Raw genomic sequence first — 19,066 nt, forward strand, 5'->3', positions numbered from 1 at the left:
ACGCCGCCCTCAGCTGCTGGCCGGCGCGCTGATGCGCTGGGTGCCGACGACCGAGAGCAGCTGCAGTTTCTCGTAGGTCTCGCTGCCGGGCACCGCCGTGTACACCAGCAGCGAATGCGACTGGTCCGGGTCGAGCAGCCCCTGGCAGGCCAGCTCGAGCTCACCGACTTCCGGGTGGATGAACCGCTTGGTGTGGCTGTAGCGGACCCCGATCTCGTGCTGGTCCCAGACGGCACGGAACTCCTCGCTGCAGGCGAGCAGCAGGCGCTGCAGATGCGCGGCCCACGAATCCTGCCCGCGCAGCGTGACCGTCTTGCGCAGGCCGGCGGCGAAGACGCGCGAGTGCAGCGCGTGGTCGTCGGGGTGGTACAGCGCCCGGCACTCGGGATCGGTGAACCACCGGTACCCGATGCTGCGGGCCGGGCCGGTGTACCTGGTGAGGTCGCCGTTGAGCGCGACGTCGAGCGGCGTCTGCCGCAGCGTCTCACCGAGCTCGGTGACGATCTCGGCGGGTGTGTCGGTGAGCCGGTCAAAGATGCGCAGCAGCCCGGGGCTGATGTGCTCGCTGGTCGCGCCCCTGGTGGGCGGGTTCTGCCCGGCGAGGCGGAACAGGTGGTCGCGCTCGTCCAGGGACAGGTGCAGCCCCTGCGCGATCGACGCGATCATCTGCGCGGACGGGTGCGGCCCACGCGCGCGCTCCAGCCGGCTGTAGTAGTCGGCGGAGATGTGGCAGAGCGCGGCGACCTCCTCGCGCCGCAGCCCGGACGTCCTGCGCCGCTGCCCGCGCGGCAGGCCGACGTCCTCAGGCTGCAGCGCCTCGCGGCGGTGGCGCAGGAACTCGGCGAGCCCGGCCCGGTCGATCATGTCCGTTCTCCTGCTCTGCGGTGCATGCTCCGATCCTGACACCGCAACCGGACCGCAGCCTGGGATCACCGATCCGCCCCTCCCGCCATTGGGGGTTCGGACAGCCTGGGATCACCAGGCCGTGGATGTCGCCGCGGATCGGGCGCAGCCTGGGACCACGTCACGCTGCGCAGTCGTCGCGGCGCCGATCCGAGGAGTGCTCCATGGCACGCAGGCAACCGGACATCACCGTCCCCGACCTCACCGGAAAGCTCGCCGTGGTCACCGGCGCCAGTGACGGCATCGGCCTGGGCCTCACGACGCGCCTCGCCGCCGCCGGCGCCGAGGTCGTCATGCCCGTCCGGAACCTCCGCAAGGGCGAAGCGGCGATCGCGACCGTCAGGCAGCGGTACCCCAACGCCGTCCTGTCGCTGCGCGCGCTGGACCTGTCGTCGCTGGAGTCGGTGGCGGCGCTCGGCGCCAACCTGCGTGCCGAGGACCGGCCGATCCACCTCCTCGTCAACAACGCCGGCGTGATGACCCCGCCGGCGCGGCAGCGCACCACCGACGGGTTCGAACTGCAGTTCGGCAGCAACCACCTCGGCCACTTCGCACTCGTCAGCCATCTGCTGCCGCTGCTGCGGGCGGGACGCGCGCGGGTGACCTCACAGCTCAGCGTCGCGGCGAACTCGAACGCCATCAACTGGGACGACCTGAACTGGGAACGGTCCTACCACGGCCGTAAGGCGTACAGCCAGTCCAAGATCGCGTTCGGCCTGTTCGGGCTCGAGCTGGAGCGGCGCAGCCGGGCCGGCGACTGGGGCATCACCAGCAACATCTCCCACCCCGGCGTCGCGCCCACCAGCCTCCTGGCCGCGCGTCCCGAGCTCGGCCGGACGAAGGACTCCACCGGCGTGCGCCTCATCCGCGCGCTGTCCAGCCGTGGCATCCTCCTCGGCACCGTCGAGACGGCGGTGCTTCCGGCGCTGCTCGCGGCCACCTCCGCCGAGGCCCAGGGCGGCCGCTTCTACGGCCCGAGCGGTCCAGGGCATCTCGGCGGCGCGCCCGCCGAGCAGGAAACCTACTCCCGGTTGCGCAGCGAGGACGACGCCAGGCGCATGTGGCGGATCTCGGAGGACCTCACCCACGCGTCCTTCCCGAACGAGCAACGGGCCAAAGGCCCGTCAACGCGGTGACGACTCGACGCCACATCCGATCAGCGGACACTGTGATGCACAAGCTCGCGGCTCGCCCGCCGACCCACGGCGGTTCCGGGCGAGTGGGGCAAGTGCGCGCGCGATTATCCGAACCGCCCCCGAACCATCGACGAGCTCTTCGCCGACGAGAGGGTCCAAGAGTCGGGCACCCATTCGATCCTCGACATGCGGCGAGTGCTGCCCGACGGCGAGCCGCAGAAGTTCGGTTGGCTCGATGCGGCTGTGACCTCGCCGTTCGAGTTTGATCGGCGCTTCGCCGAGCACGGCGAGCCCGAGTACGGAACGATCGCTCCGGTGACCACCGCGGAGGCGCTCGACCGGGCCGGCGTCGAGAAGGTCACTCGCGACCACCTGGAGGTGATCGACGATTTGGCCGAACGCCGCTGGTTCGGACGATGCGCCGTCCTACATGACACCGCCGGTGTACCGACCGAGATCTACTTCTGGGGCTGGTCCGGGGACTGACTGCCCGCGCACTCATGGCACCCCTCTCTGCCCGACCCACCAGCATCAACACGCTGAGCGGTCCACCTGAACGCCGAGGCCGCGTGCATTGCACCTTCGCGAAGGTAGAAGCGATGTGCGTCGGTCCGCGCAACGCCGGACTCCAGGAAGACGTAGTTGGCGCCGCGGTCGTGCGCCCACGCCCTTGCGGCCGTCAGCAAGCTGGCGCCGACACCTCCGGAGCGCCACTCGGGATGCACGGCGAGATCTTCGATCGAAGCCCGACGACCGAAGCGAACCGAAAGGATGTCGAGGTAGACGCTGGCTACGCCGACCAGCTGATCCTGATACGAGCGGGCTGCGAACAGCGCCACGTTTTCGTGGTCGAGGACCTGTGCGGTGCGCTCGACGGCGCGGTCGCGATCCCAATCCGAGGGACGGCTGCCGGGCGGGTCGAAGAGCCACTCCAACCCCGATACGAATTCGGCCTCGGCACCTCGCTGGAACTGTCGGATATGGATGCTCATCGGAGCATGATCCTTTGCCGCGGTTCGGGTCGAAACCATGACCACGCAGGCGCTCATCGGCAGACCCGAACGCCAACGCGCCTGCTCGGCGGGCCGGGAACGGTGCTGCGGTCACCACAAGGACCAGCGCGATGTCTCCCGGGTCGGGGGTCATCGCACGGTTGTGTCGATCAGCGAGACCAAGGCCGGGAGCAGTGCCTCGGCTGCAACGATCACGGAGGCGGTCGGGCGGTGCTGTTCGCCGGTGTACCGCTGTGCGATCGCGGTCAGCTCAGGGTTTGCAACGGTGATGCGGTCGATGCCCTCGATGGTCTCCAGCGGGCCGATCAGCTGACGTTGTTCGACGTCGACCCAGCGCTGGTGACGATTTCCTCGCAGGCGTTCTGGCTCATGTGGGACGACCACTCGGGTCGGCGGCGTTCGCACGCGCCGGGCTTCTTCGCGCGACTGGCTGACGGCACTGCTGTCGTGGTCGACGTGCACGGGCCGGGTCGTACCGGTACGGCGCCGGCCCGCCGCCCGCCGGGGCCAGGGCCCGCACGAGGTCGTGCACGGCGTCCGGGTCGAACGGGTGCCGGGCGGGGTCGACGTCCGCCCAGGTCAGGGATACGTGCTGCATCGCCGGCCATCGTGCCACGCGAGGATGCCCTGATTCATTCAGGGCGTTCATTCCCGAATCGCAACGGCGCCGGCCGATGCGGTGGCACGGTTGAGCACAGGGCACCGCCTGCATCGGAGGGGGACGATTCGATGACATCCCAGGTTGAAGCGGCATCCAGCACCGGCGTACCGAAGCAGCCCGGCCCGGCCGAGGGCGAGTCGGCGTTGCCGGAGCTGCGCGCGATGTGGTGGGAGACCGGCGTGCGCGCACGGGCCGAGGCGGGTGTGCTGGCGGTGTTCGCCGAGCTGCCGCGGCTCCTCGCGGAGGCGTTGCGGACCAGTTGGCGCGCCGACCGGACCCGGACGCTGGTCGTGGCCGGCTCGACGATCGGCTCCGGCGTGATGGCGACATTCGGGCTGCTGGCCACGCAGCGGGTGCTGGTCGAGCTGTTCGCCGCCGGTCCGACCCCGGATCGGGTGTGGGCGGCGCTGCCCGCGCTGCTCGGGCTGGCCGCGGCGATCGCGATCCGGTCCGGGCTCGGGATCGCCACCGGGTACGCGTTGAACGGCCTCACGCCGCGCGTCGACTGCGAGGTCGAGCGGGCGCTGTTCGCCACCACGACGGCGGTGCGGCTCGACGCGTTTGACGCCGACGCGTTCGCCGACGACATGGAGCGCGCGTCGCGGGGCAGCAGCTCGGTCATCGACCTGGTCGAGGGCGCGCTGAACTTCCTCGCCGGGCTCGCCGGGCTGCTCGCCGTCGCCGTCGCGGTCGTCGTCATCCACCCGCTGCTGCTGCTCGCCCTGCTGGTCGCGACGCTGCCGCAGGCGTGGGCGTCGCTGCGGGCCGGGCACGAGCGGTACCGGACGTACATCGCCGGGTCGGTGCGGCGGCGCCGGTTGTGGCTGCTGCATCAGCTGATGGCCGACCGGGACTCAGCGGCGGAGCTGCGCTCCTACGGGCTGCGCGGGTTCCTGCTCGACCAGTACGACCGGGTGATGGGCGCCGAGACCCGCATCCAGCTCGACCTGGCCCGCAAGGTCACCACCACGACCAGTCTCGGCTCGGTCGTCGGCGGCGTCGCCACCGGCGCCGTCTACGCCCTGCTCGGGATCCTGCTGCTCGACGGGCAGATCCCCCTGGCCGCCGCGGCGACGTGCGTGTTCGCCGTCCAGGCCGCGCAGCGGGCGTTGACCGCGGTCACGTTCCAGATCGACCGGATCTACGCCGAGGGGCAGCACGTCAGCGACTACACCGGTTTCATGACCCGCGCCGCCGACTACCTGCCCGCCGAACGGGCCGGCCGGCCCGCGCCGGGACCGCTGCAGGCCGTCGAGGTCCAGGCGGTGAGCCTGGCCTACCCGGAGCGGAACAGTCCGGCCGTCGACGACGTCACCCTGTCCATCACGGCCGGGCAGACGGTGGCGTTCGTGGGCGAGAACGGCTCCGGCAAGACCACGCTCGCCGCGATCATCGCCGCCCTCCGCGAACCCGACACCGGCGCCGTCACCTGGAACGGCCGGCCGCTGCACGACTGGGACACCGACCGGCTGCGCGAGCGGATCGGGGTCGTCACCCAGGAATACCACAAGTGGCCGTTCACCGCCGCGACGAACATCGCCCTCGGCGACATCGACGCCGAACCGGACCAGCACCGCATCGAGGCCGCCGCCGCCCGCGCCGTCGCCCACGACATGATCGTCGAACTGCCGCACGGGTACGAGACGCTGCTGGACCGCACGTTCGCCAACGGGCAGGACCTCTCCGGCGGTCAATGGCAGCGCATCACCGCCGCCCGCGGGTTCCTGCGCACCGCCGACCTGCTCATCATGGACGAGCCGTCCTCCGCGCTCGACCCGCGCGCCGAGGACGCCCTGTTCCAGGCGATCCGCGACCGGCAGGGCCGCGCGACGACCATCCTCATCACCCACCGGCTGGCGAACGTCCGCCACGCCGACCGCATCTTCGTCCTCGACCACGGCCGGCTCATCGAATCCGGCACCCACGACGAGCTCGTCACGGCCGGCGGCCAGTACGCCGAACTGTTCGCGCTGCAGTCCGCGGGCTACCAGTCGCCGCGGTGACCGCCTCCGGCCCGCCGGATACGGGCCGATCAGCAGCGGCATCCCGGTCACTCGGCGCTGCCAAACGATCACCATACGCGCAAGGGTGGGGCAACGATCCCGACGATCATCGGAGTTCCCGTGCGCCTGCCGCGCCTCGCTCTCGCCACGGTCCTCGCCATGCTCCTCGTCGCGGTGGCCGAGCCCGCCGCCGCCGAGCCTGCCGGTGGTCCGCCGTCCGGGCCGGTCAGGCTCATCGTCGACACCGACTTCGGTCAGTGGTGGGACGACGTCGCGGCGCTGTCCGTGGTGCACAGCGCCGCCAGCACCGGCCGGGTCCAGATCCTCGGGGTGATGTCCGACGTGGACAATCCGTGAAACGCGGCCGGGCTCGACGCCCTCAACACCTGGTACGGGAGGCCGGACATCCCGATCGGCGTGCCCTCGGGCGCCGCACCCGTCGACCAGACCTACAGCCGCCTGCTCGCCGAGCGCTACCCGCACACCGGCCGGCCGGTCGACGCGGTCGCGCTGTACCGCCGGCTGCTGCGGTCCCAGCCCGACCACAGTGTGACAATCCTGTCGATCGGCGCGCTCACCAACCTCGCGCAGCTCGCCCCGTACTGACGCGGCGCTCATTGCCCGCAAGGTCGCCGGGACGGTCATCATGGGCGGCGAGTATCCGGTGGCGAGCGCACCGGAATGGAACTTCGGGCTGGACCTGCCCGCCACGCGGCAGGTGGTCGCGACCTGGGCCACGCCGACCGTCTACGACGGATTCGAGATCGGCGCACAGGTGTTCGCCGGCAACCGTGTCTGCGCCACCCACCCGGCCAGCAACCCCGTCCGGGCCGTGTTCGACCTGCTCTACGGCTGCGGCACCAGCCAGACCGACGGCACCTGGGACCCGACGGCCGCCTACTACGCCGTTGCCGGGACGGGCCGCGTCTACACGCTCGCCGGGACGGGCGGCCACAACACCGTCGCCGCCGACGGCACCAACGCCTGGGTGCCGGGCGGACACGGGCAGCGGTACCTCGTCATGACCGACGCCGCCCACCTCACCAACGCGATCGACGCCCTCATCGACCGCGTCCCGCGCAGGTGAGGGCCACCCACCCCGCGAGCTCCGTCCCTGGCTATGTTCCGCCGCTGTTCGCGCAGCGGCCGAACACGTCTCCCGCATGACCCGCGCGACGGTGCCCCGATTCGCCACCTTCCCGCCCTGACCGACGCCGCCGTCCGCTCGATCGGAGATCTCACCACCCGATGACCCCGTAGGTGACGCCCTACACTGTCCGCTCGTGGCCGCCGCGGCTCGTCGACGCCGTCGTGGACGCGTTCCGCGCCGGCGACCCCTCGACGGCGGCGCCTGGACCCGCGACGCCCGCGCCGACATCGCCGCCCGACCGAGCGGGTCGCCCTCGTGGGCCGGCAGGACTACGGCCACGCCGAGATCGGCTGGCTGGCCGGGCAGCTGGGCGTGCGGGGCGCGACCGGGGCGCTGGAGCCGCTGACCGCCGCCCTCGCCCACGAGAACACCCACGAGCGGGTCTTCGGCAGCCAGCTGTGCCGGGCCATCGGCGAGATCGGGGGCACCGGCAGCGCCGTCGATGAGGTCCGCACCTGCTTCGAGCGCGGATTCCGCCCGTACGAGCGGGGCCAGGCCGCCTTCGCGCTGTGGCAGCTGACCGGCGATCCGCTGCTGCGCCTCGTCGAGGCCAACCTGGTGGCCGACGACCGGGAGCACGACACGTTCCTGCTGTCGCTGCTGCCGTCCATGGGCGAGGCGGCCCGGCCGCTGCTGCCGGCGCTGCGCGCCCACCTGCAGCGTTTCCCGCAGCGGCTGGGCAGCAACACGAGGATCGCCGACATCCTGTACACCATGGACGGCGACAGCGACGAGATCGTGCCGCCGCTGGCCGCCGACCTCACCAAGAGGATGCCGTCCGAGCAGGCGTTCGACCTCGTCGAGCAGGCCGGGCTGACCGCCCTGCTGCCACACCTGCGCAACGTGTACGACGGCACCTCCATCGAGTGGGTGAAGGTCCGCGCCGCCGGCGCCCGGCACCGGTCGGCGACCTGGCCACCGACGCGGTGGTGCGGGCCGTGCTGCCCGCACCCGCCGGCTTCGAGTACTGGCAGCACCACGCCGCGACCCGGGCCGTCGCCCTGGTCGTGCGCCTGCACGCGACCCAGGCCGCCGAGCGGCTGGAGGCGTTCCTGGCCACCGACAGAAGCATCCGGTTCGGTGGCCTGAACGACCTCGTCCGCGACGACGAGCGGCTCCAGGCACACCTGCGAGCCGGCGACGAACATCCTCGTGGAGTTCTGGTACAACTACGGCCTCTCACCGCAGGCGCTGCTCGACCGCGGGCACACGATCACGAACCAGTCGTGGGACCCGACGTACTACGTGCTCGGCGGCGGCAAGCCGAACCCGACGTGGGGCTACGAAACCTGGACCCCGGACCGGTTCCAGGGCAACCAGACGATCAACGCCCCGGCCCGCAACCTCGGCACCGTCGTGCATGTCTGGAGCGACAACCCGAACGCCGAGACCGAGGAGCACTGCGGCTATGGCGCGTGCTCGTCGCCACCTGGAGTGATCGTCTCCAGCGCGTCGCGGAGTGCGGCGCGTGAGGTGATGCCGAGCTTCGGGAAGATCCGGTGCAGGTGGCCGCCGACGGTGCGGTGGGACAGGTGCAGCCGTTGGCCGACTTGCTTGTTGGTCAGGCCGGTGGCGGCCAACGTGGCGATCTGTCGTTCCTGCGCGGTGAGTGCGACGCCGACGTCCGGCCCGGCGACGGTGGCGATCCCGGTGGCGCGCAGCTCGTTGCGGGCCCGCGTCGCCCAGGGTCGGGCACCGAGCCGCTCGAGCGTCGCCAGGGCGGCGCGGAGCTGCGAGCGGGCGCGGGCGGTGTCCCGGGTGCGGCGTAGTCGTTGTCCGTAGGCGAGTTGGATGCGGGCCTGTTCGAAGGGCCAGCGGTCGGCCTCGGGTAGGGACAGCGCGGCTTCGAACAGCGGGCCGGCCTGCTCGTCGTCGGCGGCCAGGGCGGCGGCTCCGGCGGTGATCAACGCTGTGCGCGTGGAGATGCGGTCGATGCCGGCCTGCTGGGCGGCGGCGACGTTCGCGCGGGCCTGGGCGGTCCGCCCGGTACGGACGGCCGCTTCGACCAGATCCAGCAGCGTCCATCGACCCGGGACCCCGGTGTTGGGATCGCCGGCCGGATTGACCTGCGTCGCATGCGCGTGCGCGCCTTCGTAGTCACCCTGGCCCAACGCCATGAGGGTGCGGGTGTGCCCGGCGGACGCTTGCGTCATCCCGACGCGGCGCGGCGCCGCCCAGGTCGTGATCTCGTCGAGGGTCCGGGCGAGCTCGACGTTCCCGCGGCCGGCCGCGAGGTAAGCCAGATGCACGCGATGCTGACCCTCGAGAAGGTGGTAGCCGTGAGCCGCTGCCAGGTCCAGCCCTTCCCGCGCCAGGTCCTCGGCCTCGTCCCATTGCCCGCGGTGATATGAGTCGATGCACAGCAGCAGCAACCCGGCGGTGACCATGGTGATGGCACCGCCGTCGCGTTCGTGTTCGACCATGCGCCGGACCACGCGCCGGTAGTCGGACAGCGCATCCACCCCGACGGCCGCGTAGGCCAGGGGCAGGATCTGCCAGGGCGCCGCGTCGGCGGGCAGCGCCGCGAAGGCGCGGGCGAGGCCTTCCCGGACCGTGCCGGCGGTGCGGGCGGGGTCGACGAACGCGTCGTAGCACAGCCGGAACGGGGTTACGGTCTGCGGTGCGAACCGTGTCAGCGCGGAGTTGAGCAGTTCCCACGGCTCGGGGCGGGCGCCGTAGATGCCGACGAGCAACAGCGTGAACAGGATCCCGTAGGCGTCCCAGTCGTTGGGTCCGGGGGCCTCGCCGACGTCATCGAGCGCCCGGGCCAGCAGCTGGTGGGCGGCATCGACATCGCCCTCGACAGCCGTCAGGAGGTAAGCCGTGACGGCGAAGATCAGTCCGGTCGGCGAGTCCTGTGCCTGCCCGGCGGCTGCCAGCAGCCGCGGCACCTGGTCGAACTGGCCTGTCATGTTGGCGAGGAAGGCGGCCTCGACCAGCCGGCGGCACCGATCGGCGGCATGTGGGCTGAGTTCGCCGGCGCGTATCAGCGCGGCCACCGCGGCGGACGCGCCATGCCTCTGGTCGGAGATGGTCGCATCGTCCAACGCCCGGGTCGCCGCCCTGGGCAGGGCGCCGCGCTGCCAGGCGGCCTTGGCAGCCTCTTCCAGCGCTCGGGCTGCGACCTCATCCGGTCCGGTCGCCGCCGCCGCCAGATGCCAGGCCCGGCGAGACGGGTCGTCGGTCAGGGCCGCGGCCAGGGCCAGGTGCGCGGTCCGGCGCTCACGCTGCGACGACAGTTGCACGATCGCCGAGCGGATCAGTGGGTAGCGAAACGACACGACGTCGGCGCTCATGTCCACGCGGATCAGGTTCGCCTGGCGCGCCGGGGTGAGGTCATCGACGTCCATGGAGTCTTGTGCAGCGGCCCGGATGGTGGCCATTCGCCCGTCGGCCTCCAGCGCGGCCAGCAGCAGCAGCGTTCGGGTCGGCGCGGGCAGTGCCTGGATCTCGGCGGCCAGGGCTGCCATCAGCCGCCTGTTCAGCGGCAGGTGGGCGGGTAGCGGGTCCTGGCCGCGGCGCAGTCGGTCGGTCAGCGATGCGGGCAGTTCCCGCAGTGCGAGCGGGATGCCGGCCGCCTCGGCCAGCAATCGCCGGCGTACCGGAGGTGCCAGGTCCGGGTACCGCGCGTCCAGCAGCGTGGCCGCCTGCGGCTCTGCCAGTGGCCCGATCTCCCGCTCGGGCAGCCCGGCCTGGTCGAAGATGCAGTCGGCGTCGATGCGTGCGGCGGCGAGGAACGTGATCGGATCGTCGCCGATGCGGCGGACGCTGAAGCCCAGGACCGTGGCGCTGGCGCGGTCGATCCACGGCACGTCGTCGATCAGCACCAGGAGCGGGCGCTCGGCGGCCGCTTCGCGCAGCAGGGCGCGCACCGCCGTCGAGACGACCAACGGGTCGTGTGACGATCCCGCCCCGAGGCCGAGGACGTGGCGAAGGACGTCGCGGTGGTGGCCGACGAGCCGATCGACAAGGTCGCTCAGCGGGTAGATCAGCTGATGCAGTGCCGAGAGGCCTATCTCGGTCTCGAACGCCACGCCGGAGGCCCGCAGGACCCGTGTCCCGGCCGCTTCGGCCCGCGCTGCGGCGACGTCCAGCAACGCGGTCTTGCCGACGCCGGGGTCGCCACGCAAGATCAAGCCTGGGCAGGCGTGGCCGCGCCCGGCGAGCAACGAGTCGATCAGCTCCAGCTCGTCGGCGCGGCCAAGCAGCTCGACGCCGGGCCGTGATCCCACCGGATGCCCGGTGTGGTGGTGTCCATCCCGCCGGGAGGCGTCTGCATCGATCACCGCGACATCCCCACGTCCCTGCGGCACCTGGCGTTCCTGAGCGGCTCATGCCCGACCCACCGGCGCCTACGGTCCTCGCCCGTCCTGCGGGCGGGCGCGACCAGCAATACCGTCATGGGAAACTCTGCCACTCTGCGTAGTCAGGACCGCATGAGTTACCTCACACCGTCGCGCGCGCCGCCCTTCCGGAAGCGGCCGGGTCCGGCCGGGGTGCTCCGGACGCCGTCAGGCGCCAACGGCGATGTCGGTGCTGGCGGCGAGCTGCCGGCCGGCCTCGATGTCGCCGCTCAGCGCCTCGATGCGGGCCTTGGCCAGGCCGTAGGAGTCCGAGCCGAGGATCTGATGCAACGGGGCGACGCCGGTCTGCGCGATCGTGATGATCGCGGTGGCGGCCTTCGCGGGGTCCCCGAGCTGCGTGCCCGGCATGGCAAGGTGGGCGTCGGTCATCTCCCGGATGGCGTCGTAGCCGTCGGCGACCCGCTCGGGCAGGCGCAGGCTGTCGGTACGCAGGAAGTCGGTGCGCATGTAGCCGGGCTCGACCAGATTGACGTTGATGCCGAAGCCGGCGAGCTCGCCGGCCAGGGAGCTGGTGAGGCCCTCCAAGGCGTACTTGGCGGCGCAGTACGCGCCCCAGCCCGGGAAGGCGGTCAGCCCCAGGATGGACGAGATGTTGAGGATGTGACCCTCGCGGCGCTCCCGCATCCCCGGCAGGACGGCGCGCAGGACGTTCCACGTCCCGAAGACCTGAACGTCGAACAGCTCCCGCGCCTCGGCGTCGGTGACCTCCTCAACGGCGCCGAGCAGGCCGTAGCCGGCGTTGTTGACCACGACGTCGACGCCGCCGAACCGGTCGGCGGTCTCGGCCACGGCCGCGCCGACGACCTTCTCGTCGGCGAGGTCGACCGGCAGGATCAGCAGCCGGGACGTGTCGGCGGAGCCCAGCGCCGCGCTGAGCCGCTCGGCCGAGCGGGTGGTCGCGGCGACGTTGTCACCGCGCCGCAGCAGCTGCTTCACCAGCTCGAGACCGAGCCCGCGGGACGCGCCGGTGACGAACCAGGTTGCGGGTCGGGTGGTGGGGTACGACATGGGAATGTCTCCTTGACGGTCGGCGATCGATGGCGTCCCCGGTGGCGGGGTGCCATTGCATCGTGGAACGCCTCGCTGGTCGCCGACACGGTCAGCCGAGCCCTGTCATGCCTGGGAACGGCGTGCCTGGGAACGGCGTGCCCACCCAACGTATGGGCGCCGGATCGCGCCCGGCGTCATCATTGCGGCATGGCAGGACAGGCAGATCTGGGTGACTTCTTGCGCAAGTGCCGGGCCGACATGACGCCGGAGGCGGCGGGCATCGCCAGCTACCCGGGCGAGCCCGGCCGGAGGGTGCGCGGCCTGCGCCGGGAAGAGGTCGCCCAGCTCGCCGGGGTGAGCGTCGACTACTACACCCGGCTGGAGCAGGGCCGGCACGCCAGCCCGTCGGCCGCGGTTCTCGACGCCTTGAGCCGGGTCTTCCAGCTCGAGCCGGCCGCCCGCGCCCACCTCGCCGATCTGGCCCGGCCGGCCCGGCATCGCGCCACGCAGCTACCGGTCCAGCGCGTCCGGCCGGCCATGCAGCAGCTCATCGCATCGATGGTCGACCATCCGGCGTTCATCGTCGGCCGCCGCACGGACGTCCTCGCGGCCAACCCGCTCGCGCGGGCCCTGCTCACCGACTGGCCCAACCTGCCCGTGCGGCAGCGCAACTACACGCGGTGGGTCTTCCTCGATCCGGCCGCCCGGGAGGCCTTCGTCAACTGGTCTACCGTGGCGGCCGAGGTCGTCGGCACCCTGCGTCTGTATGCCGGCCGGTTCCCCGACGACACCCAGCTCAACGAGCTGGTCGGTGAGCTGACCATCAAGAGCCCGGAGTTCCGGTCCTGGTGGAACGGACACCGGGTGCACGAGCGTACGCACGGAACCAAACACATGCGGCATCCCGCCGTCGGACCGATCACCGTCCGCTACGAGGCGCTGGCGCTGCCCGGCGACGAGGAACAGACGCTCTTCATCTACTCCACGGATCCCGGCAGCCCGTCGCACGACAACATGCGGCTCCTGGCGCTCTCCATCGAGCAGGGTCCGGCCCGCCCCACCCGGGCACCCGACGTCGTGCGGCGCGCATCCCCCCACGACGCCGTGACCGACCCGGCCTGACGGGCGGCTCGGCGGCTCGGCGGCTCGGCGGCTCAGTGCGCATGCTGCCGGAGGTCGTTGAGGTAGTCGCACACCTCGGGTGTCTCGGGCCTCGATCACCCGGCGCAGCCCACGGACCTGTACGACGTCCGGGCCGCGGCGGCCCGGATGGCGGCCCAGGCGCCCTGGTGGCGGCCCGGCTCGGCCTCCGGGTACCACGTCCTGAACTACGGCCACCTGCTCGGCGAACTGGTGCACCGCCTGACCGGCCTTCCGCTGCGAATACAGCCAGCCGGTGCTGTACAAGCACTTCGGATCGATGGAGGACATCGTCGAAGCGGTCGCGCTGGAGGGCTTCGGCGAACTCGCCGGGACGCTGCGGGCGGCCCGTCGCGACAGTGCCGCGCCCGGCGACGAGATCGGCCGGGTAGCCGCCGCCTTCAACGACTTCGCCGCGAAGAGCCCCGCGCTCTACGACGCGATGTTCACCCGGTCCACGCGACTGCACTTCGGTGCGCAGGACACCCCGGCGCCGCCAGCCGAGGCATTCAGTGAACTGCGGGAGGCGGTCGCCACCGTTACCGCTACAAGCGACATCGACAGTCTCACCGAGGTCATATGGGCAGCGCTGCACGGACTGGTCGTGCTCGGCCGCAACGGCCGGCTACGCCCTGGGCATGCCGTCGCCCGAATCGAGATCCTGCTCGCCCATTTCCGCGCCGCCAGGTCCTGAAGCGGCCGCACCGGCCGGAAGTGCTGCCGACCTCCGCAGCACAGCGCCCGCCGTGTGCGGTGGTAAGCCCCGAAGCACCAGCCCGTGCCAGCCGGTCCACACAGCGGTGTGACGCATCCGGCCGCCGCTGGTCCGCGTGCTCGCGAGGTCACGGGGCTGCACCCAGGTGGAACTGTCCGCCCGGCCGCTGGCGAACAGGCACGCGACGTCGGCCGGGTTGACGGTCACCGTGACCTGCTGACCGGCGATGAGATACACGTCCCGTACGCAGACCGACCGGCCACCGTTCCAGGCGATCGCCCGGGCGCTCAACAACCTGGGCTGATACCACGGCAACTCGGCGACCACCGCACCGCCTTCGTCCATTGCACGCAGGCGCTCACCCTGCACCGCCGCCTCGGCGACCGTCGCGGCCAGGCCGACACCCGCGACCGCCTCGGCGACCCCCTGACGGCATCGTCCGGCGAACGGGTAGGGGCGGACTACGGAGGTCAGGCGTCGTTTCCCCGCCCATGGCGAGGCGGCGGGGCCTCGGCTCCACGGTCGTTGGTGTGTCGGGTGACGGCCCAGCTGGCCAGCAGGCGGAGCGCGTCGTCGGCGGCGGTGCCGGCCGGTGCGCTGAACACGGTCATGGCCAGGCCCGCGTCCGCGGTCAGGAGCATGGTCTCGAACTGCAGGTCGAGGTCGCCGACGGCCGGGTGGCGGAACTGTTTGGTGCCGGTGCGGTGCAGGCGGACGTCGTGGGCCGCCCAGCGGGTGCGGAAGTCCTCGCTGCGGGTGCTGAGCTCGCCGACGAGGTCGGTGAGTGCCTTGTCGTACGGGTCGCGGCCGGCCTCGGTGCGCAGCATGGCCACGGTGTCGGAGGCGATGCGGTCCCAGTCGCGCCAAAAGGTGCGGGCCTGCGGGCTCAGGAAGATGAAGCGGGCGTGGTTGGCGGGGCGGGCGGGTTCGTCGAACATGGGCGCGTACAGGGCTTCGGCGAGAGCGTTCGCCGCGAGGACATCGCCGCGGCCGTTGCCGACCCAGGCGGGGATGTCGGTCATCAGTTCCAGCACGCGGGCGACGCTCGGCCGGACCTGCGGCGCGGGAGGTTTGCGGCGGGTGCGGGGTGCGGGACCGGCGGTGCGCGCCAGGTCGGCCAGGTGCTGGTGTTCGGCCTCGTCGAGCTGCAGGGCGCGGGCGAGGGCGTCCAGGACGCTGTCGGAGACGCCGGCGAGGTCGCCGCGTTCGAGATGCGCGTAGTACTCGACGCTGACCCCGGCGAGGTCGGCGACCTCGCCGCGGCGCAGGCCGGGCACCCGGCGGTTGCGGCTCCAGCCCGCCAGGCCCGCCTGCTCCGGTGTGAGCCTGGCGCGGCGGGAGCTGAGGAACGCCTTCACCTCGGCACGGTTGTCCATGACCTCCAGGCTAGGCCGGATCGCGGGCGGGAGAGGTGGGCTGCCGGTACACCCTCCGGCAGTGACTTCTCCGCGTCCGCGGGAACGGGTTGCCTGGAAGGCATCCACCCGGCCACAGCCTCGGTGGTCCACTCGACGAAGGACAAGATCATGGCTGAGCAGAAGGTTCTACTGATCACCGGCGCCGCCCGCGGCATGGGCATGGACATCGCCAAGGCGGCGCTCGCCGCCGGGTACGCGGTCGTCGCGACCGGCCGTGACCCGCAGAAGGTGTCCCAGGCGGTCGGCGACGCCGGCGACCTGCTCACGGTCCGGCTCGACGTGACCGACCCCGCGAGCGCCCAGGCCGCAGTGCGCGCCGCCGTGGACCGGTTCGGCCACGTCGACGTGCTGGTGAACAACGCCGGCAACTTCTACGCCGGGTTCTTCGAGGAGCTCACCGACGAGGACTTCCGGGCCCAGGTCGAGACGAACCTGTTCGGTCCGCTGAACGTCACCCGTGCGGTCCTGCCGGTCATGCGCGCCCAGCGTTCCGGGCTGGTCGTGTCGATCTCGTCGGTGGCCGGTTTCGTCGGCGCGGAGTTCACGTCGGCGTACGCGGCGGCGAAGTTCGGCCTCGAAGGCTGGATGGAGTCCCTCGCGCCGGAGGTCGCGCCGTTCGGGATCCGCACGATGCTCGTCGAGCCCGGCTTCTTCCGCACCGAACTGCTCAGCGCCGAGTCGACGCGCTACGCCGAGCCGACGATCGACGACTACATCGAACGCACCAAGCAGACCGTCACCATGTGGAGCGGCATGAACGGTCGGCAGGGCGGCGACCCCGCGAGGCTCGCGGGCGCGTTGATCCAGCTCGTCGGGTCCGACGACCTGCCGGTGCGCTGGGCGGCCGGCGCCGACGCGGTGGCGGCTCTCGAGCAGAAGGCGAAGACCCTGCTCGCCCAGGCCGACGCCTACCGGGAACTGTCGTCCTCGCTCGCCCACACCGGCGCCTGAGCAGCACCGCCACGAGTCGGGGGTGACAGGGCGGAGTGGTTGTCCGGCACCAGGCCGAGGCGTGTGAGCATCCCGGCGAAGCCGTCGTCTTCCACGGTCGCGGTCTGCGCCGTCGCAGTCCGGGCGAAGCCCTCGGCAGCCGGATCGCCGACCACCTCGGCGGCCTGCTCCGGCAGCATGGTTCCAGCGATACCGGCGATGACGGTCGCCGCTGCCGCCCCGCAGCGTGGTCCCCGGAGCAGGGGCCGGCGAGCGGGGGTGCCAGCCGGCCCGCCCGCCGGCCCCTGTCATCACGGGGTGTAGATCTTCGGGGCGGGTGGCGTGCCATGCCGTCACCGAGGAAGAAGCTCGGGTGCGGTGGCTGGTTGTATGCCGTGTTCTGCCAGGCCACACCCTCGCGGTACTGGATGTCGTGCATCAGCGTCACGAGCCGCCGGTCGGTGACCGCGGTGCTGACGTAGACCCGCAGGGCCTTGTCGTCCGACGTGGGCCAGATGACCTCCTCGCGCCAGTCGCCGAACAGGTCGGCGGTCAGCGACGGGGTGGATTTGGTGCTGTTGTTGGAGTGCACGCCGCTCGCGGTGAGCAGGCGGGTGTCGCCGCTGGTGCCGTACTTGTCGATGTGCGTGGCGTCGAGGAGTTCCCGCACCGGGTCGGCGTCCCACCAGACCACGAAGTTCACCGCGGCCGGGCGGCGGGTGCTGATCTGCACGCCCTTGGTGTTGTACAGGCCCGAGGTGCCGGTGCTCCACGACTCGGCCCCGGCGCTGCCGGCGTAGACATCGTCGGATCGGCCGCGGCCGTTGTCGCAGCCGCAGGTCGGCCAGGACCACAGCAGCGAACCGGTCCTGCCGTCGGCCATCCAGCCGGCCTTCGAGCCGGTGTTCTCGTCGACCTTGAACACCTCGAGGCCCGCGTGGCTCGGGTCGAGGTCGCCGACGTCGTAGGCGTCGCCGTGACCCTGCTTGGTGTTCCACATGGCGGTGCCGTTGTCGTTGACGGCCATGGCGCCGAACGCGATCTCGTCCTTGCCGTCCTGGTCGAGGTCGGCGATGGCGAGCTGGTGATTACCCTGGCCGGTGTACTGGCTGCCGGCGCTGTTGGAGTCGAACTTCCAGCGCTCGGTCAGGGCACCGTTGCGGAAGTCCCAGGCGGTGATGACGGTCCGGGTGTAGTAGCCCCGCGACTCGATCAGCGAAGGGCGCTGCCCGTCCAGGTAGGCGGTGCCGGCCAGGAACCGGTCGACGCGGTTGCCGTAGGAGTCGCCCCAGCTGGAGACCGTCCCGCGCGGCACGTCGTAGTTGACCGTGGACATCGCCCTACCGGTCTGGCCGTTGAACATGGTGAGGTACTCCGGCCCGGACAGCACGTAGCCGGAGGAGTTGCGGTAGTCGGCGGAGGAGCTGCCGATGACCACGCCGGTGCCGTCCTTGGTACCGTCGGACGTCTTCATCGCGATCTCGGCCTTGCCGTCACCGTCGTAGTCGTACACCTGGAACTGGGTGTAGTGCGCGCCGGCCCGGATGTTGCGGCCCAGGTCGATGCGCCACAGCCGGGTGCCGCCCAGCCGGTACGCGTCGATGAAGACGTTGCCGGTGTACCCGGACTGCGAGTTGTCCTTCGAGTTGGTCGGGTCCCACTTGAGCACGACCTCGTACTGCCCGTCGCCGTCCAGGTCACCGACGGAGGCGTCGTTGGCCGTGTAGGTGTAGGCGACGCCGTCGGGTGTCGTGCCGCCGGCCGGGGCCGTGATGGGGATGTCGAAGTATCCGTTGCTGCCGACCTGGAACGCCGCCTCCGAGTTGCTCTGTTCCGTGCCGCCGACGACGGGTCGCACGGTGTAGGCGGCACCGGCGGCGGCGCCGGCGTCGTAGTAGTTGGTGGAGTTCGTGATCGGGCTCGCGTTGACCTTGGTCCCGGCCCGGTAGAGGTTGAACGCCACGCCGGACGGGTCCGTCCCGAGCAGCCGCCACGACACGTAGTTGCCACTGCCGGATCGGACGCTGACGAGTCCCCGGTTGAGTTTCTCGGCCTGGCGCCCCGTCCCCGACGGCGTCGTAGGGCCGGAGGTTGCGCCGCTCACGTAGGTGAAGTTCCACTGCATCCGAGCAACGTCGGAGCAGGTCTCCTCGACGATCGGGTTGTTCCCGGCGGTCGAGCCGTCCTTGTCGCTGAGGCACAGACCGCTCGCGGCGGACTTCACCAGATACTTCCCGGCCGCGGCGCCGGAGGCGGTGAACGTCCACAGCTGGTTGACCTTTGTCCCGTCGCCGCAGCCGTACTGCTGCAGCTGCGTCCCGGACGTCGTGGACCCGCTCGGCACGTCGATGCACCGGCCGCTGTTCACGTTCGCCAGATTGAACTGCGACGAGGCCTGCGCGACCGCCTTCCACTGCATGTGCGTCGCGGCCGCATCGCAGGCCACCTGGACCAGCAGCGCGCTGTTGTCCAGCGAGCCGCCCACCACGTCGACGCACTTGCCGCTGGCACCGGACGCGAGGGTGTACACGCCGTTGCCGACCGGTGCCGTCGCCGCCTGCGACGGCCAGATCGACACCGCGAGGACCACACCGGGCAGGGCGACCGCTGCGGCGATTCCCGCCGCTCTCCACGTGTTCATCG

16 protein-coding genes and 2 pseudogenes are annotated in these 19,066 nt (G+C 71.5%); 11 read left to right on the forward strand and 7 right to left on the reverse strand.

Annotated elements, in window-relative coordinates; all coding sequences use genetic code 11:
• Nucleotides 1-9: 9 nt before the first annotated feature.
• Nucleotides 10-864 (reverse strand): helix-turn-helix transcriptional regulator, encoded by an 855-nt coding sequence (locus ACFPIJ_RS16105; RefSeq protein ID WP_380115771.1) that lies wholly within the window; start codon nt 862-864, stop codon nt 10-12.
• 203 nt (nt 865-1,067) lie between these two features.
• Between ACFPIJ_RS16105 and ACFPIJ_RS16110 the strand changes: the two genes are divergently transcribed.
• Nucleotides 1,068-2,039, forward strand: a complete 972-nt coding sequence (locus ACFPIJ_RS16110; protein ID WP_380115772.1) for an SDR family oxidoreductase — start codon at nt 1,068-1,070, stop codon at nt 2,037-2,039.
• A 195-nt stretch (nt 2,040-2,234) separates the two neighbouring features.
• Nucleotides 2,235-2,525 carry a hypothetical protein gene (locus ACFPIJ_RS16115; RefSeq protein ID WP_380115773.1) on the forward strand — a complete coding sequence of 97 codons (291 nt, stop codon included), beginning with the start codon at nt 2,235-2,237 and terminating at the stop codon, nt 2,523-2,525.
• On the opposite strand, the gene ACFPIJ_RS16120 is transcribed toward ACFPIJ_RS16115, so the two are convergent.
• Both ACFPIJ_RS16120 and ACFPIJ_RS16125 read right to left on the reverse strand, forming a co-directional pair.
• Nucleotides 2,498-3,031, reverse strand: a complete 534-nt coding sequence (locus ACFPIJ_RS16120; RefSeq protein ID WP_380115774.1) for a GNAT family N-acetyltransferase — start codon at nt 3,029-3,031, stop codon at nt 2,498-2,500. The genes ACFPIJ_RS16115 and ACFPIJ_RS16120 overlap by 28 nt on opposite strands.
• Before the next feature lie 150 nt (nt 3,032-3,181).
• Nucleotides 3,182-3,514 carry a hypothetical protein gene (locus tag ACFPIJ_RS16125; RefSeq protein ID WP_380115775.1) on the reverse strand — a complete coding sequence of 111 codons (333 nt, stop codon included), beginning with the start codon at nt 3,512-3,514 and terminating at the stop codon, nt 3,182-3,184.
• A gap of 267 nt (nt 3,515-3,781) precedes the next feature.
• Between ACFPIJ_RS16125 and ACFPIJ_RS16130 the strand changes: the two genes are divergently transcribed.
• The 5 genes from ACFPIJ_RS16130 (at nt 3,782) to ACFPIJ_RS16150 (ending at nt 7,955) form a co-directional block, all read left to right on the forward strand.
• Nucleotides 3,782-5,716, forward strand: a complete 1,935-nt coding sequence (locus tag ACFPIJ_RS16130; RefSeq protein WP_380115776.1) for an ABC transporter ATP-binding protein — start codon at nt 3,782-3,784, stop codon at nt 5,714-5,716.
• A 120-nt stretch (nt 5,717-5,836) separates the two neighbouring features.
• On the forward strand, nt 5,837-6,073 hold the full coding sequence (locus ACFPIJ_RS16135; RefSeq protein WP_380115777.1) for a hypothetical protein: 237 nt from the start codon (nt 5,837-5,839) through the stop codon (nt 6,071-6,073).
• Between the two features lie 60 nt (nt 6,074-6,133).
• A complete protein-coding gene (locus tag ACFPIJ_RS16140) occupies nt 6,134-6,322 on the forward strand; it encodes a hypothetical protein (RefSeq protein ID WP_380115778.1) in 189 nt (62 codons plus the stop codon).
• A gap of 40 nt (nt 6,323-6,362) precedes the next feature.
• Complete coding sequence (locus tag ACFPIJ_RS16145) at nt 6,363-6,803, forward strand: nucleoside hydrolase (protein ID WP_380115779.1); 441 nt, start codon at nt 6,363-6,365, stop codon at nt 6,801-6,803.
• A gap of 318 nt (nt 6,804-7,121) precedes the next feature.
• Nucleotides 7,122-7,955, forward strand: coding sequence for a hypothetical protein (locus ACFPIJ_RS16150; protein ID WP_380115780.1), 834 nt, complete (start codon nt 7,122-7,124; stop codon nt 7,953-7,955).
• Between the two features lie 317 nt (nt 7,956-8,272).
• Here the strand turns inward: ACFPIJ_RS16150 and ACFPIJ_RS16155 are convergent, their stop codons facing one another.
• A complete protein-coding gene (locus ACFPIJ_RS16155; protein WP_380115781.1) occupies nt 8,273-11,152 on the reverse strand; it encodes an AAA family ATPase in 2,880 nt (959 codons plus the stop codon).
• Nucleotides 11,153-11,377: 225 nt separating this feature from the next.
• Nucleotides 11,378-12,238, reverse strand: a complete 861-nt coding sequence (locus ACFPIJ_RS16160) for an SDR family NAD(P)-dependent oxidoreductase (protein WP_380115782.1) — start codon at nt 12,236-12,238, stop codon at nt 11,378-11,380.
• Nucleotides 12,239-12,427: 189 nt separating this feature from the next.
• Here ACFPIJ_RS16160 and ACFPIJ_RS16165 point away from each other — a divergent pair, with 189 nt between their 5' ends.
• From ACFPIJ_RS16165 to ACFPIJ_RS16175, 3 genes and pseudogenes are all read left to right on the forward strand, one after another.
• The gene (locus tag ACFPIJ_RS16165; RefSeq protein WP_380115783.1) at nt 12,428-13,342 is read left to right on the forward strand and encodes a helix-turn-helix transcriptional regulator; all 915 of its coding nucleotides are present in this window, start codon (nt 12,428-12,430) and stop codon (nt 13,340-13,342) included.
• A gap of 78 nt (nt 13,343-13,420) precedes the next feature.
• Nucleotides 13,421-13,588, forward strand: a pseudogene (locus tag ACFPIJ_RS16170) (serine hydrolase); the annotation flags it as partial.
• A 28-nt stretch (nt 13,589-13,616) separates the two neighbouring features.
• Nucleotides 13,617-14,054 carry a TetR-like C-terminal domain-containing protein gene (locus tag ACFPIJ_RS16175; protein WP_380115784.1) on the forward strand — a complete coding sequence of 146 codons (438 nt, stop codon included), beginning with the start codon at nt 13,617-13,619 and terminating at the stop codon, nt 14,052-14,054.
• Nucleotides 14,055-14,545: 491 nt separating this feature from the next.
• Here the strand turns inward: ACFPIJ_RS16175 and ACFPIJ_RS16180 are convergent, their stop codons facing one another.
• Complete coding sequence (locus ACFPIJ_RS16180; protein ID WP_380115785.1) at nt 14,546-15,451, reverse strand: helix-turn-helix transcriptional regulator; 906 nt, start codon at nt 15,449-15,451, stop codon at nt 14,546-14,548.
• A 150-nt stretch (nt 15,452-15,601) separates the two neighbouring features.
• Here ACFPIJ_RS16180 and ACFPIJ_RS16185 point away from each other — a divergent pair, with 150 nt between their 5' ends.
• Nucleotides 15,602-16,444: an SDR family oxidoreductase gene (locus tag ACFPIJ_RS16185; RefSeq protein WP_380115787.1), complete on the forward strand. Its 843-nt coding sequence runs from the start codon at nt 15,602-15,604 to the stop codon at nt 16,442-16,444.
• A 376-nt stretch (nt 16,445-16,820) separates the two neighbouring features.
• On the opposite strand, the pseudogene ACFPIJ_RS16190 reads toward ACFPIJ_RS16185, so the two are convergent.
• Nucleotides 16,821-19,064 (reverse strand): annotated as a pseudogene (locus ACFPIJ_RS16190) (rhamnogalacturonan lyase family protein); the annotation flags it as partial.
• Nucleotides 19,065-19,066 lie beyond the last annotated feature (2 nt).

The sequence above is a fragment of the Dactylosporangium cerinum genome (assembly GCF_042653625.1).
In the GTDB taxonomy this organism is placed as follows: Bacteria; Actinomycetota; Actinomycetes; order Mycobacteriales; family Micromonosporaceae; genus Dactylosporangium; species Dactylosporangium cerinum.